This window comes from Microbacterium sp. (assembly GCF_047602155.1).
Taxonomy (GTDB): Bacteria; Actinomycetota; Actinomycetes; order Actinomycetales; family Microbacteriaceae; genus Microbacterium.
Window position 1 is genome coordinate 2,775,889 of sequence record NZ_JASGHZ010000001.1, and the last position, 12,819, is coordinate 2,788,707.

The following is a 12,819-nucleotide window of genomic DNA, read 5'->3' on the forward strand; positions in this document are numbered from 1 at the left end:
GTTCAGCCGCCCATGGCTGAGGCGCGGACCTCGACCTTGCCGTAGTGCGCCACCGGGCACTTCTTCGCCCACTCGACGGCGACGTCCAGTGACGGGGCCTCGATGATGAAGTAGCCGCCGAGCTGCTCCTTCGTCTCCGAGAACGGGCCGTCATGCACGACGGCCTCGCCGCCTCGAATCGACACCGTGGTCGCCGTCGCAGTCGGCTGCAGCCAGTCGGTCGCGACGAACACCCCGGCCTCCTGGAGTGCGCCGATGTAGGCGCCGAAGACGGCGAGCTCCTGCTGCATGTCCGCATCGGACTTCTCGGCGTATGCGGCTTCGTCGCTGTAGAGGAAGAACGTGTATTTCATGAGGGTTCCCTTGTCTGTTCGTGTGGAACCGTGCTCCCATCGTAGGGGCACGGGGTTCGGTGGTGAGAGGCGTCAGTGCCAGGTGCGTACGGCGAGGTTCGCGATGCCGGTTTCCAGGCTGGGGCCGAGGATCTTCTGCGCGACCAGGCCGAAGATGCGCAGCACCGGGTTGTGCCCGGCATCGAGCTTCGCGCTCCACGTCACCCGCGTGGCTCCCTCCTGCGCCGGGACGACGTCGATGGATTGGCGTGACGTGCCCATCGCGCCCATGTCGATGTCGAAGTCGATCCCGTCCGAGCGCACGGCGGCGACGGTCTGCGTGCCCTTTCCGTCCTTGCCCCGGAACGCGAACCCCGCGCCGACGCCGGAGGCGGGGCCGAAGGGCTCGATCGAGAGGGCCGGATCGCTGGTGCGATACGGGTTGATCTCGGTGTAGCCGGCGGTGGAGGCCAGCAGCGCGACGATCTCGTCCGGGGTGCCGCGGACGGTGCCCTCCCTCGTGATGGTGGTGAAGCGACCCATGACGGTCTCCCTTCCTGTCTGCGACATCACCGAGGGATGCCGTCTACCAGGAGGACGAACGAGCCCGCACGCCGAGGACAGGGCGACGAGAAAAATCTCCAGGTTCGCGCGAACGCCGCTCAGCGGCTGACGACCTGGTCGAGCATCGCGATCAGCAGCGAGTGATCCTGCTTCTCAGCGGCACGTCGTGATGCGGCGTCGTTGACCTCTCCGGTCGTCGAAGTCCAGTCGAGCTCTTGGCCGGCGGCGAGAGCGACACTGTTCCAGAAGGCTCGTTGGGCGCGACCGTTGCCCTCGCGGAATGGGTGGACGTAGTTGAGCTGGTCGTAGTGATGGGCCAGACGCTCGATGAAGCGGCCGCGGCTCATGCCTTTCAGGTGATCGTCTTCGGCGAGTTGGGTGAACGTGAAGTGCGCCGCCCGCTCGATCATCGAGACCGGCACGAAGTACTCCCCGCCCTCGACGTTCTTGCGGATGTCCACGGTCCGCAGTTCACCGGCCCAGCCGAATACGTCCTGGAACAGGTACCGGTGGATGGCGCGGAACTCGACGAGGTCGCGCGTCGCCTTGATCCTGGCGTTTGCCAGGTCGATCAAGCGGGCTTTGGAGAGGTCCGCCTCGATCCGTTCGAGCTCAGCCTTGGACCGCGCACCGACGAGGTTCTTGAGAACACCTGTTTCGGGATCGACGTACGGATCGACGAACTCAGTCAAGCCCGTAGCGGGCACGCGCCCGGGCGACGAGCTCGGCGGAGTCGATCTTGCCGGCGATGTAGTCGGCATCGTCCTGTTGGGACTCTTCCGATGGCGTCAGCCCCTCCATCGCCAGGCTGTGGGTCGCCTGCTCGACCGCCTTCTCGCGCTCGGCGCGTTCGGCCGCAGTGATCGTCGTCAGCGACATGGCGGGCCTCCCGGGGTCTCGATGGCGTCATCCCATTCTACCGGCGGAGCCCCGACATCGGTGGCGCGGATCGACGCGCTCACAGACCCAACGACGCGGCCCGCTCCAGCGCGCCCGAGCTTCTCACCGTCATGCGTCGCAGGATCGAGCTACTGGTCGTGCCGTCGTGCTGTGGCGCTGGCGGACGGCTTCGCCGCTGGTGCCGATCGCTTCGCCCACCTCTCGCCAGGACAGCCTTTGCTCGCGCGCAGCGCGCAGCGCGCAGGGCTTCGTCAAGCTCCTTCTCGGCGGTGTCACGCCGCCAGGCAACGAGTTCGACCGCCATCGTGGGCGGGAGGGTGCATCCTGGTCGCAGTGCTTCGGGTCGTCGTTCTCGAAGGCGTCGGCGAACTCGTCGGCACGGGCTTTGATGTCTTCAATGGAGCGTCGAGTCATGGTGGTTTACAACCCGCTGAAACCCGCTGCGCGCATCGTGTCCGACTGGGCAGGAGCTACGGGCGAGGGGACAGGACGAGCTTGCGGTTGCCGAAGGTAGCGGTAACCTCTACGGTGCCGCCGAGCGCCTCGACGTAGGACTTGAGAGTCGCAAGCCCGGAGCGGTCGAGGTCGCCGGATTCCAGCGCGGAGATCGTGGGCTGCGTGAGATCCATGCGATCGGCGAGTTCCTTTTGCGTCACGCCCTGCTCCTCGCGGATCTCGCGCAACCGATAAGCGCGCTCTTCGGCCTCCATGCGTGCGGCGTGCTCGGCAACAGCGTGCTCGTCGACGGGGCGCTTCGCGCGCACGTCATTCCACGATGCGGTCTTCGCCCTAGTGCTCATCTCACTCCTCCTCAACTGTCAGCCACTCGTCGAACCGGTCATCGGCTATCGGGATGTTCTGGTCGTACCACTGCTTCCATCTGCCCGCCTTGTCGCCGGCGATGAGCAGGATGGCTCTTCGTTTCGGGTCGAAGGCGAACAGAATCCGGATCTCACTGCGTCCCGCGGATCCAGGCCGCAGTTCCTTCATGTTGTGATGCCGAGACCCCTTGATCCGGTCGGCCGTCGGCCTCCCGAGCGCGGGGCCTTCGGACTCCAGTCGGGTAATCGCGGCGGCGACCAGGTTGTAGGTCACGTCATCCAATCCCAAAACCCACGACTCCACGTCTTCCCAGAGCCGCACGTCCCAAGACATAGCCCTAGTATAGGTCGCAGTCGATATTGATCCAAGTCCATATTTGCCGTCGTGATCGCTACGGCTCGCGAGGCAACTTCAATGGCTGACTGTCGAGCTTTCGGGCACACGGTCATCCGGCTTACTCCGAACCGTTCCGCGGTCGCCGTCAGCGACGTCGAGCGTCCTCTGCGGCGAGGTAGTACCAGCGCGCGTCCTCCCGGACGAACCGAGACCTCTCCTGCAGAACGGCGACTCCTCCGTCGGGCACCAGATACGTCGCGCGGAACTCCACGACACCGGTGTCGTCAGCCGGGCCGCCGGCGACCGTGTCGACGATCTGCAGCCCGCGCCAGCGCGGGTTGTCGCGCAGGTCGATCGCCGAAGGTCGCGTCGACGGATGCCACGATGCCAGCAGCCACGCGGCATCGCCGTCGCGGAATGCCGCAAACCTTGACCGCATCAGCGCCTCGGCGGTCGGCGGCCAGCCGGCATCCACGCGCAATACCCTGGCCGACTACTCGGAGGCCGTCGGCACCGCGAGCTCGACGGGCACCAGCGGGCAGTCCTTCCACAGGCGTTCCAGCCCGTAGAAGACGCGCTCCTGCTCGTGGAAGACATGCACGACGAGGTCGCCGAAGTCGAGCAGGATCCAGCGTGCCTCCTGCCGGCCCTCGCGGCGCAGCCGCTTGACGCCGGCATCCAGCATCGCCTCCTCGACGGCGTCGGCGATGGCGGCGACGCCGCGCTCACTCGACCCGGTCGCCAGGAGGAAGACGTCCACGAGCGGCAGCGGGTCGGAGACGTCGAAGGCGACGAGATCCTCCGCCCCCGTGCTCACCGCCGCCGCGGCGGCAACCTGCACGAGCTCGCGGGTGCGGGATGCAGCCGTCACCGGAACGCGCCCGTCACCATCGCCACGATGATCACGCCCGTCAACGCGAGCGCGAGCACGCCGGCGGTGATCATCAGTGTGAGCATGAGGCGGCCGCCCTTCTCGGGCGCCGGCGGCTTGATGATGTCCTCGGCGCTCTTGATGGTGCTGATGGCCGCACTCGCCGAGATCGGGGTCGGCGACGAGGCGGAGGGCAGCTCGCCGTCGATCAGGACGGCATCGATGTCTTTGCCGTCTGTCGCACCCGGGAGCGTCCCGGTCGAGCCCAACGACTCGGGCAGGTTGAAGGTGCCGGTGATGATGACTTCCCCGGTGGCGGCGACGGGCGACGTGAACGAGCCCGTGTCGGGCGTCTGCGACAGGATCAGCGCGTTCGGTGTGGCAAGCGACCCACCCGTCGACGCCCCTCGGCCGAGCAGCTGGTCGAACGAGGCCGGCAGCTCCAGCTCGACGCCCTCCCCGGCCAGCAGGCCCGAGCCGAAGCCCGACGCGACGACAGCGCGGACCGGCTCGACGTCGGCGAGTTCGTCGAGGACGTCGTCGAGATCCTGCTCCCCGTCGGACGCCGGCGCCGTGGCGGCGGCATCCTCCACCGCTTCCGCATCCTCGTCGGCGACGGGCGCCTCGTCGATCGTGACGGCTTCACCGGTGACGACCTGGTCGGCATGCTCGGTGACGGCGTCCGTCCCGATCTCCTCGCCGACGTCCTCGACGCCGTGCGCCGCGTCGTCCGCAACCGCATCCTCGCCGTCGCCGGCCGCGGTGGCGACCGGAACCTCTCCGGAGACGACCGGGACGGATGCCGTGCGCAGCCGCTCCTGCTGGCGTGCGGCACGGCGGGTCAGCGCGGGTGAATCGAGGTCGACGTCGGCTTCGGCCGGCGGCTCTTCGGCGACGACGACCGGATCCGCCGCCCGCGGCAGGGGCGCAACGACCGGTTGCGCTGACTCGGCCCCCACGGCCGCGAGGTCTTCTGCGGTGATGATCGGCGTCGAAGCGGTGTTGCGCAGTTCGCGCAACTGTCGCCGGGTCAGTTGGGGAGCCTCAGGCTCGTCGGGTGTGCTCATGCCTCGCTCCGATAAAGGTGATGCTTAGCAATGTATTGGACGACGCCGTCGGGAACGAGGTACCACACGGGGTGTCCCTCACGAACTCGTTCCCGGCAGTCGGTCGAGGAGATTGCCAGCGCCGGCACTTCGAGGCTGCTGACGACTTCCGCAGGCAGCCCGCCGGTGTTCAGGACGTGCCCCGGACGGGACACGGCGACGAAGTGCGCGAGATCCCAGAGCTGTTCGTGGTCGCGCCAGCCGATGATCTGCGCGATCGCGTCGGCGCCGGTGATGAAGAACAGCTCCGCGTCGGGGCGCGCGGCCTTGAGGTCGCGCAGCGTGTCGATCGTGTAGGTCGGCCCGTCGCGGTCGATGTCGACGCGGCTGACCGTGAAACGGGGGTTGGATGCCGTGGCGATGACGGTCATGAGGTAGCGATGCTCGCCGGCGGTGACGCCGCTCTTCTGCCACGGCATGCCGGTGGGGACGAAGACGACCTCGTCGAGGCCGAACGACTGTGCCACCTCGCTGGCCGCAACGAGGTGGCCGTGGTGGATCGGGTCGAACGTGCCGCCCATCACCCCGATGCGCGGGGGGCGCGCAGAAACCATCATGCGGGGCTCAGTGGTGCCCGTGTCCCGCCTGGCTGAGGTCGACGGGGTTCTTCTTCGCGTAGGCCTCGGCCTTGTGCGCGTGACGGTTGGCCACGTTGCGGTAGGTCAGCGTGACGAAACCCAGTGCGAGGAACACGACGAAGGCGATGGCCCCGAAGACGAACGTCTCGGCCTGGACGTTGCCGTGGTGCTCGGCGCCCTCTGCGGCAAGGGTGACGATCGTGGCGAGGGTCATTCGGACTCCGTTCGTTTCGGGTGTTCCCAGTTTAGGCGTTCAGACACGAATCTGCCCGGATCCGCGGGCGAGCCACTTCGTGCTCGTCAGCTCGGGCAGACCCATCGGCCCGCGCGCGTGCAGTTTCTGGGTCGAGATGCCGACCTCGGCCCCGAAGCCGAACTCGCCGCCGTCGGTGAACCGTGTGGAGGCGTTGGCCATGACGACCGCGGCATCGACCTCGGCGAGGAACCGCTCGGCACGCTCCGGGTCTGCCGTGACGATCGACTCGGTGTGCTGCGTCGAGTAGCGGCGGATGTGCGCCAGCGCCTCGTCGAGATCGTCGACGACCTTCATCGAGACGTCGAGGCTCATGTGCTCGGTCGCCCAGTCGGCATCGGTCGCGGGGACGGCGCCGGCGACGAGGGCGCGCACGGCGTCGTCGCCGTGGATGGTGACCCCGGCATCCTCCAGCGCACCGGCCACCGGCGGGATGAGACGCTCGGCGGCGGCGCGCAGCACGAGCACCGTCTCGACGGCGTTGCACACGCTCGGGCGCTGGGCCTTGGCGTTGACGACGATCTGCTCGGCCCACTCCCGCGGCGCCGACTCGTCGAGCACGATGTGCACGACGCCCGCGCCGGTCTCGATCACCGGCACGGCCGACTGCGTGACCACCGTCTCGATGAGCTCGGCGCTGCCGCGCGGCACGAGCACGTCGACCAGCCCCCGCGCCTGCATGAGGGCGTGTGCGCCGTCGCGGCCGAAGTCGTCGACCGTCTGGATCGCCTCGGGGTCGATGCCGATGCCGGCCAGGGCACCGCGCATGACGGTGACGAGCGCCGCATTGGTCGACTGGGCAGCCGTGCCACCGCGCAGCACGACGGCGTTGCCCGCGCGCAGCGCGAGGGTGGCGATGTCGACGGTCACGTTGGGGCGGGCCTCGTAGATCGAGCCGACGACCCCGAACGGCACCGACACCTTCTGCAGTTCGACGCCGTTCGGCAGCGTGCGCGCGTCGAGGATGCGACCCACCGGGTCGGGCAGCTCGGCCACGTCGCGCACGGCGGCGGCCAGCGCGGCGACGCGCGCCGCGTCGAGCTTGAGGCGGTCTTGCAGCCCGGCCGACAGCCCGTTCTCACGCCCACGCTGCAGGTCGTCGGCGTTCGCCGCGACGATCTCGTCGGTGGCGGCCTCGATCGCGTCGGCGATGGCGCGCAGCGCGTCGGCCTTCGCGGCGTCGCTCAGCAGTCCCACCGAGCGGGCGGCTTCGTGCGCGCGTGCGAGGCGTTCCTGGGCGGTCGCGGCGATCGTGGTCACCCGCCCAGTCTACCGAGGCGGTTCTCGCGCGGACGCCGGGGCTCAGACCGCGGCGGCGGTGCGCACCGGAGCCGTCGCGGGCGGCGCCGGCGCGGCAGGGTTCGGTGCGAACCAGGTGCCGATGGCCGCGCCCGACAGCGCCGCGTCGACGAGGTCGGCGCTCGTGACGAGCACGCCGATTCCGGATGCCGCCGCCAGCCGCGCCGCCGAGACCTTCGTCGCCGCTCCCCCGGTGCCGACGCTGTTGACCACGACCGAGCCGAACTCGAACCCGGCGAGGTCGTCGCCGTAGGCGACGGTGTCGATCGGAGTCGCGCCGGGCTCCCCCGGCGGCCGGGTGTAGAGCGCCTCGATGTCGCTGAGCAGCACGAGGGCGTCGGCGCCGATGAGCTCGGCGACCAGGGCCGCCAGGCGGTCGTTGTCGCCGAAGCGGATCTCGTGCGTCGCGACGGTGTCGTTCTCGTTGACGATCGGCAGGATGCGCAGGCCGAGCAGCCGTTCCATGGCGCGGCGTGCGTTGGAGCGGTGCGTGGCGTTCTCCAGGTCGCCCGCCGTGAGCAGCACCTGGCCGGCCGTGATGGCGAAGGGCCGCAGCGCGTCCTGGTAGCGGTAGATGAGCACGTTCTGCCCGACCGCCGCCGCCGCCTGCTGCGTCGCAAGATCGACCGGACGCTCCTGGAGGGCGAGGTAGGGCATGCCGGTCGCGATCGCCCCCGACGAGACGAGCACGACCTGCGTGCCGCGCGCATGGGCGGCCGCGAGCGCCTCGACGATCGACTGGATCTTGCCGGCATTCTCGCCGCTGATCGACGACGAGCCGACCTTCACGACCACCCGGCGGGCGCCGGCCAGCGCCGACCGTTCCTGCGCGCTCACGATTGCTCGTCGTCCTCCCACGCGGCGTCGTCCCAGCCGCCGTCGGCGAGGCGCTCGGCCTCGAGCTCGGCGCGGGCCTCGGCCTTGGCATCCATCCGGTCGTGATAGCGCTCGCGGCGCTGCGACGTCGTGCGACGCTGATTGAGGTCGAGGCGCGGGTCGGTGCCGCGCGGGGCGGTCATCAGCTCGGCCGCCGACGACAGCGACGGATGCCAGTCGAACACGATGCCGTCGCCGGGGCCGATCACGACGGTGGAGCCGGCCTCGGCACCCGCGCGGAACAGCTCGTCCTCGACGCCCAGCTTCTCGAGCCGGTCGGCGAGGAAGCCGACGGCCTCTTCGTTCTGGAAGTCGGTCTGCTGCACCCAGCGCACGGGCTTGTCGCCGAGGATGCGGTAGACGTTGCCGTACGTGCCGCCCTCGACGCGGATCTCGAAGTCGCGCTCGGAGCCGTGCGGGCGGATGACGATGCGCTCCGGCACGGGCGCGGCGGCCTGCTCGGCGCGGTGCCGGGCGACGATGTCGCCGAGCGCGAAGGTCAGCTGCCGCAGCCCCTCGTGGCTGACGGTGGAGATCTCGAATACGCGATACCCGCGCGCCTCCAGGTCGGGGCGCACGAGGTCGGCGAGGTCCTTCGCCTCGGGCACGTCGACCTTGTTGAGGGCGACCAGCTGCGGCCGCTCCAGCAGCGGTGTCTGCCCCTCCGGCACCGGGTAGTTCGCGAGCTCGTCGAGGATGACGTCGAGGTCGCTGAGCGGGTCGCGGCCGGGCTCGAGCGTCGCGCAGTCGAGCACGTGCACGAGCGCCGTGCAGCGCTCGACGTGACGGAGGAACTCCAGGCCCAGGCCCTTGCCCTCGCTGGCGCCCTCGATGAGCCCGGGGACGTCGGCCACCGTGAAGCGCGTCTCACCGGCCTGCACGACGCCGAGGTTCGGGTGCAGGGTCGTGAACGGATAGTCCGCGATCTTCGGCCGCGCCGCCGAGATCGCGGCGATGAGGCTCGACTTGCCGGCCGACGGGAAGCCCACGAGCGCCACGTCGGCGACGGTCTTCAGTTCGAGCTGGAGGTCGCCCTCCCAGCCCGGCGTGCCCAGGAGGGCGAACCCGGGCGCCTTGCGCTTCGGGTTCGCGAGCGCGGCGTTGCCGAGCCCGCCCTGTCCGCCGGGGGCGGCGACGAAGCGGGTGCCCGGGGTGACGAGGTCGGCGAGCGTGTGGCCCTCGGCATCCTTCACGACCGTCCCGACCGGGACCGGCAGTTCGATGCTGTCGCCCGCGGCGCCCGAGCGGTTGTCGCCCATGCCGAACCCGCCGTTGCCGGCGGTGCGGTGCGGCGAGTGGTGATACGACAGCAGCGTCGTCACCTGCGGGTCGGCGACGAGGACGACGTCGCCGCCGTGCCCGCCGTTGCCCCCGTCGGGGCCGGCGAGCGGCTTGAACTTCTCGCGCCGCACCGACACGCAGCCGTTGCCGCCTTTGCCGGCACGCAGGTGCAGCGTGACGCGGTCGACGAAGGTCACCATGTCGGACTCCCGGGTAAAAGGTGAGGGGCGAGCCGAAGCCCGCCCCTCACGCTAGTGCTTGTGCTGTGCGCGGGTCACTCCGCGACGGCGACGATGTTGACGACCTTGCGGCCGCCCTTCGTGCCGAACTCGACGGCGCCGGCCTCGAGGGCGAACAGCGTGTCGTCGCCGCCACGCCCGACGCCCGCGCCAGGGTGGAAGTGCGTGCCGCGCTGGCGGACGAGGATCTCGCCGGCGTTGACCTTCTGGCCGCCGAAACGCTTCACGCCCAGTCGCTGGGCGTTGGAGTCGCGACCGTTACGGGTAGAGCTTGCGCCCTTCTTGTGTGCCATCTCTGCGTCTCCTGCGCTTACTTGATGCCGGTGATCTTGACGCGCGTGAGGTCCTGACGGTGGCCCTGGCGCTTCTTGTAGCCGGTCTTGTTCTTGAACTTCTGGATCACGATCTTCGGGCCGCGCTCTTCGCCGAGGACCTCGGCGGTGACGGTGACCTTCGCGAGCTTGTCGGCGTCGGTCGTCACGGCGTCGCCGTCGACGAGCAGCACGGCGGGCAGCTCGAGCTTGTCGCCGACCTTGGCCTGCTGGCGGTCGAGGACGACGATCGTGCCGACCTCCACCTTCTCCTGGCGGCCGCCGGCGCGCACAACTGCGTAAACCACTTCACACCTGTTTCTTCTGTGGAGCGCTCGGCTCCGGTTGTCCACACGAGACCGGAAGGTCTCGGAAGTTGTCCGGTGCGGAGGCGGAACTCGACGCACCAAGGGTCTACTTTACCGGATGCCGTGAGCCTGAGCAAAAGCGAGCCACGGTGTGTCTGCCGCCGACCTAGACTGCCGACATGGCGATCCTGATCGACGATGCCCGCTGGCCTGCCCACGGCCGCCTGTGGGCGCATCTGGTCAGCGACACGAGCCTTGACGAGCTGCACGCCTTCGCGGCGGCCAACGGCCTTCCCCGTCGCGGGTTCGACCGCGACCACTACGACGTTCCCGACCGCGCGGTCGACCAGCTCATCGCCGCCGGAGCGGAGCACGTCAGCGGAGGCGAGCTCGTGCGCCGGCTGATCGCCTCGGGCCTGCGCGTCACCGCCCGCGAGCGCCGCGAAGGCTAGTCGCCCGAGGCCGGTGTCGCCGTGACCGGCGTGCCGCTCAGCGCGGCGGTCGTCACGCGACGGCGGCCACGGCCCTGACCGGGCGCCTTGGGCTCGGGCAGCGCCTCGAGAACCGAGTCGAGCAGCAACTCCTTCTCGGTGCGCACGGCGGCAGGCTTCTTGGCCGGTTCGGCGCGCTTCTTGCGCGGCTTCTTGGGGCGATCGGCCGCCGGCTCGGCGGCCACGGCCGGCTCGGCGGCAGCCTCGTCGTGCGGGTGGTGGATCGTGGATGCCGCGATCTGCGCGAGTGCCGACTTCGCACCCTCGGTGATCACGTGCGTCCCGCCGTTGCCGGCGCCGTGCGTCGGCGACGCCTGGCGCGAACGGCGGCCACCTGTGCCCTGAGCCTGCGGCGCACGATGGCGGACCACCGGATCGTGGTGCACGATGACACCGCGTCCGGCGCAGACCTCGCACGCCTCGCTGAAGGTCTCCAGCAGCCCGAGGCCGAGCTTCTTGCGGGTCATCTGCACGAGGCCGAGCGAGGTCACCTCGGCGACCTGGTGCTTCGTGCGGTCCCGGCTCAGGCACTCGATGAGCCGGCGCAGCACGAGGTCGCGGTTGGACTCGAGCACCATGTCGATGAAGTCGACGACGATGATGCCGCCGATGTCGCGCAGCCGCAGCTGCCGGACGATCTCCTCGGCCGCCTCGAGGTTGTTCTTCGTGACGGTCTCTTCAAGGTTGCCGCCCGAGCCGACGAACTTGCCGGTGTTGACGTCGACCACCGTCATCGCCTCGGTGCGGTCGATCACGAGCGACCCGCCGGAGGGCAGCCACACCTTGCGGTCGAGCGCCTTCTCGATCTGCTCGGTGACGCGGTACCGGTCGAACGGATCCTGCTCGTCCTCGTACTTCTCGATGCGCTCGAGCAGGTCGGGAGCCACGCCGGCGAGGTAGGCGGAGATCGTCTGATGCGCATCCTCGCCCTGGATGAGCAGCTTGGCGAAGTCTTCGTTGAACACGTCGCGGACGATCTTGACGAGCAGATCCGGCTCGGAGTGCAGCAGCGCCGGTGCGCCGATCGTCTCGACCTGGCTGGAGATGTGCTCCCACTGCGAGGTCAACCGCTGCACGTCGCGCGTCAGCTGCTCCTCGGTGGCGCCCTCGGCCGCGGTGCGCACGATGACGCCGCTCGACGAGGGGAGCACCTCCTTGAGGATGCGCTTCAGACGGGCGCGCTCGACGTCGGGAAGCTTGCGCGAGATGCCGTTCATCGCCCCGCCGGGCACGTAGACGAGGTAGCGGCCGGGCAGTGAGATCTGGCTCGTCAGGCGGGCGCCCTTGTGGCCGACCGGATCCTTCGTGACCTGCACGAGGACGCGGTCGCCGCTCTTGAGGGCCAGTTCGATGCGCCGGGGCTGGTTGCCGGTCTCGACGGCATCCCAATCGACCTCGCCGGAGTACAGCACGGCGTTGCGGCCGCGGCCGATGTCGACGAAGGCTGCTTCCATGCTCGGCAGCACGTTCTGCACCCGGCCGAGGTACACGTTGCCGATCAGCGACGACTCCTGGCTACGGGCGACGTAGTGCTCGACGAGCACGTCGTCTTCGAGCACCGCGATCTGGATGCGGCCGTTCTTCGACCGCACGATCATGACGCGGTCGACGGCTTCGCGGCGCGCGAGGAACTCCGCCTCGGTGACGACGGTGCGCCGGCGCCCGGCCTCGCGGCCGTCGCGGCGGCGCTGCTTCTTGGCCTCGAGGCGCGTCGAGCCCTTGATGCGCTGCGGCTCGGTGATGAGCTCGACCGCCCGGCGGCGACCGCCCTGGCTCTGACCGCCGTTGCCGTTCTGCGGCGCGTTGTCCTCGGATGCGGCGGTTCCTGCGCCACGTCGGCGATTGCGGCGGCGCGCGCTCGAGCCGGACTCGCCGAAGACGTCCTCGCGTTCGTCGGCATCCCCCGGGCGCTCCGGCAGCGCGATGACGGCGGGGGCGTAGAACATGAGCTGCGTCGAGACGGCGGAGACGAAGTTCTCCGGCAGCAGCCCGAGGCTCACGGCCGTGACGGGGGTTTCCGCCGCGACGGCAGCGTCCAGCGCCGCGGCGGACTCAGGCTCTGCCGCCTCGGTGATCGTGATCTCCTCGATCACGATCACCGCGTCATCGATCGCCGCGTCGGTGTCGCCGGCATCCGTCGTGATCTCCACGACCACGTCTGCGACGATCGGTGCGTCGACGGTGCCGCCGATCAGCTCGGCGGTGTCGTCGTGGGTGGAAGCGGTCTGTTCGTTGTGCTCATCTGCCATCTC

General features: G+C 69.6%; 18 protein-coding genes. 1 reads left to right on the top strand and 17 read right to left on the bottom strand.

Annotation, left to right across the window (positions count from 1 at the left end; genetic code table 11):
• Positions 1-2: 2 nt before the first annotated feature.
• The 16 genes from QM720_RS12595 to rplU all read right to left on the bottom strand — a co-directional run bounded on the left by QM720_RS12595 (position 3) and on the right by rplU (position 10,076).
• Entirely contained in the window at positions 3-353 is a 351-nt protein-coding gene (locus tag QM720_RS12595) for a YciI family protein (RefSeq protein ID WP_415127024.1), read from the bottom strand.
• Between the two features lie 72 nt (positions 354-425).
• A complete protein-coding gene (locus tag QM720_RS12600) occupies positions 426-875 on the bottom strand; it encodes an SRPBCC family protein (protein ID WP_415127026.1) in 450 nt (149 codons plus the stop codon).
• Positions 876-994: 119 nt separating this feature from the next.
• Positions 995-1,588, bottom strand: coding sequence for a Fic/DOC family protein (locus tag QM720_RS12605; protein WP_415127028.1), 594 nt, complete (start codon positions 1,586-1,588; stop codon positions 995-997).
• A complete protein-coding gene (locus QM720_RS12610) occupies positions 1,581-1,775 on the bottom strand; it encodes an antitoxin VbhA family protein (protein ID WP_415127030.1) in 195 nt (64 codons plus the stop codon). The genes QM720_RS12605 and QM720_RS12610 overlap by 8 nt, the downstream gene beginning before the upstream one ends.
• A 491-nt stretch (positions 1,776-2,266) precedes the next feature.
• On the bottom strand, positions 2,267-2,596 hold the full coding sequence (locus QM720_RS12615; protein ID WP_415127032.1) for a helix-turn-helix domain-containing protein: 330 nt from the start codon (positions 2,594-2,596) through the stop codon (positions 2,267-2,269).
• Position 2,597: 1 nt separating this feature from the next.
• Complete coding sequence (locus QM720_RS12620) at positions 2,598-2,951, bottom strand: type II toxin-antitoxin system RelE/ParE family toxin (protein WP_415127034.1); 354 nt, start codon at positions 2,949-2,951, stop codon at positions 2,598-2,600.
• A gap of 148 nt (positions 2,952-3,099) precedes the next feature.
• Positions 3,100-3,429 (bottom strand): YchJ family protein, encoded by a 330-nt coding sequence (locus QM720_RS12625; RefSeq protein ID WP_415127036.1) that lies wholly within the window; start codon positions 3,427-3,429, stop codon positions 3,100-3,102.
• 18 nt (positions 3,430-3,447) lie between these two features.
• Positions 3,448-3,825: a ribosome silencing factor gene (gene rsfS / locus QM720_RS12630; RefSeq protein WP_415127038.1), complete on the bottom strand. Its 378-nt coding sequence runs from the start codon at positions 3,823-3,825 to the stop codon at positions 3,448-3,450.
• The gene (locus QM720_RS12635; protein WP_415127040.1) at positions 3,822-4,892 is read right to left on the bottom strand and encodes a hypothetical protein; all 1,071 of its coding nucleotides are present in this window, start codon (positions 4,890-4,892) and stop codon (positions 3,822-3,824) included. The genes rsfS and QM720_RS12635 overlap by 4 nt, the downstream gene beginning before the upstream one ends.
• Positions 4,889-5,485 (bottom strand): nicotinate-nucleotide adenylyltransferase, encoded by a 597-nt coding sequence (gene nadD / locus QM720_RS12640; protein ID WP_415127934.1) that lies wholly within the window; start codon positions 5,483-5,485, stop codon positions 4,889-4,891. Before nadD ends, QM720_RS12635 begins: the two co-directional genes overlap by 4 nt.
• Positions 5,486-5,495: 10 nt before the next feature.
• Positions 5,496-5,723, bottom strand: coding sequence for a hypothetical protein (locus QM720_RS12645; protein ID WP_415127042.1), 228 nt, complete (start codon positions 5,721-5,723; stop codon positions 5,496-5,498).
• 39 nt (positions 5,724-5,762) lie between these two features.
• On the bottom strand, positions 5,763-7,022 hold the full coding sequence (locus QM720_RS12650; RefSeq protein WP_415127044.1) for a glutamate-5-semialdehyde dehydrogenase: 1,260 nt from the start codon (positions 7,020-7,022) through the stop codon (positions 5,763-5,765).
• A 42-nt stretch (positions 7,023-7,064) separates the two neighbouring features.
• Positions 7,065-7,898 (bottom strand): glutamate 5-kinase, encoded by an 834-nt coding sequence (gene proB, locus QM720_RS12655; RefSeq protein ID WP_415127046.1) that lies wholly within the window; start codon positions 7,896-7,898, stop codon positions 7,065-7,067.
• The gene (obgE, locus tag QM720_RS12660; protein ID WP_415127048.1) at positions 7,895-9,418 is read right to left on the bottom strand and encodes a GTPase ObgE; all 1,524 of its coding nucleotides are present in this window, start codon (positions 9,416-9,418) and stop codon (positions 7,895-7,897) included. The genes proB and obgE overlap by 4 nt, the downstream gene beginning before the upstream one ends.
• 74 nt (positions 9,419-9,492) lie before the next feature.
• Positions 9,493-9,750 carry a 50S ribosomal protein L27 gene (gene rpmA, locus QM720_RS12665; protein ID WP_415127050.1) on the bottom strand — a complete coding sequence of 86 codons (258 nt, stop codon included), beginning with the start codon at positions 9,748-9,750 and terminating at the stop codon, positions 9,493-9,495.
• A gap of 17 nt (positions 9,751-9,767) precedes the next feature.
• Positions 9,768-10,076, bottom strand: a complete 309-nt coding sequence (gene rplU, locus QM720_RS12670; RefSeq protein WP_164478179.1) for a 50S ribosomal protein L21 — start codon at positions 10,074-10,076, stop codon at positions 9,768-9,770.
• Positions 10,077-10,255: 179 nt separating this feature from the next.
• On the opposite strand from rplU, the gene QM720_RS12675 reads away from it, so the two are divergent.
• Positions 10,256-10,528: a DUF4031 domain-containing protein gene (locus QM720_RS12675; RefSeq protein ID WP_415127053.1), complete on the top strand. Its 273-nt coding sequence runs from the start codon at positions 10,256-10,258 to the stop codon at positions 10,526-10,528.
• On the opposite strand, the gene QM720_RS12680 is transcribed toward QM720_RS12675, so the two are convergent.
• Positions 10,525-12,816: an Rne/Rng family ribonuclease gene (locus tag QM720_RS12680; RefSeq protein WP_415127055.1), complete on the bottom strand. Its 2,292-nt coding sequence runs from the start codon at positions 12,814-12,816 to the stop codon at positions 10,525-10,527. The two genes, QM720_RS12675 and QM720_RS12680, sit on opposite strands and share 4 nt — an antisense overlap.
• Positions 12,817-12,819: the final 3 nt, after the last annotated feature.

Bases quoted from the DNA above. Each gene is read 5' to 3' on its own strand.
- obgE (WP_415127048.1), bottom strand. From the start codon at position 9,418: ATGGTGACCTTCGTCGACCGCGTCACGCTGCACCTGCGTGCCGGCAAA.
- nadD (WP_415127934.1), bottom strand. From the start codon at position 5,485: ATGGTTTCTGCGCGCCCCCCGCGCATCGGGGTGATGGGCGGCACGTTC.
- QM720_RS12675 (WP_415127053.1), top strand. From the start codon at position 10,256: ATGGCGATCCTGATCGACGATGCCCGCTGGCCTGCCCACGGCCGCCTG.
- QM720_RS12635 (WP_415127040.1), bottom strand. From the start codon at position 4,892: ATGAGCACACCCGACGAGCCTGAGGCTCCCCAACTGACCCGGCGACAG.
- QM720_RS12595 (WP_415127024.1), bottom strand. From the start codon at position 353: ATGAAATACACGTTCTTCCTCTACAGCGACGAAGCCGCATACGCCGAG.
- QM720_RS12645 (WP_415127042.1), bottom strand. From the start codon at position 5,723: ATGACCCTCGCCACGATCGTCACCCTTGCCGCAGAGGGCGCCGAGCAC.
- QM720_RS12620 (WP_415127034.1), bottom strand. From the start codon at position 2,951: ATGTCTTGGGACGTGCGGCTCTGGGAAGACGTGGAGTCGTGGGTTTTG.
- QM720_RS12610 (WP_415127030.1), bottom strand. From the start codon at position 1,775: ATGTCGCTGACGACGATCACTGCGGCCGAACGCGCCGAGCGCGAGAAG.
- QM720_RS12600 (WP_415127026.1), bottom strand. From the start codon at position 875: ATGGGTCGCTTCACCACCATCACGAGGGAGGGCACCGTCCGCGGCACC.
- QM720_RS12615 (WP_415127032.1), bottom strand. From the start codon at position 2,596: ATGAGCACTAGGGCGAAGACCGCATCGTGGAATGACGTGCGCGCGAAG.
- rpmA (WP_415127050.1), bottom strand. From the start codon at position 9,750: ATGGCACACAAGAAGGGCGCAAGCTCTACCCGTAACGGTCGCGACTCC.
- QM720_RS12680 (WP_415127055.1), bottom strand. From the start codon at position 12,816: ATGGCAGATGAGCACAACGAACAGACCGCTTCCACCCACGACGACACC.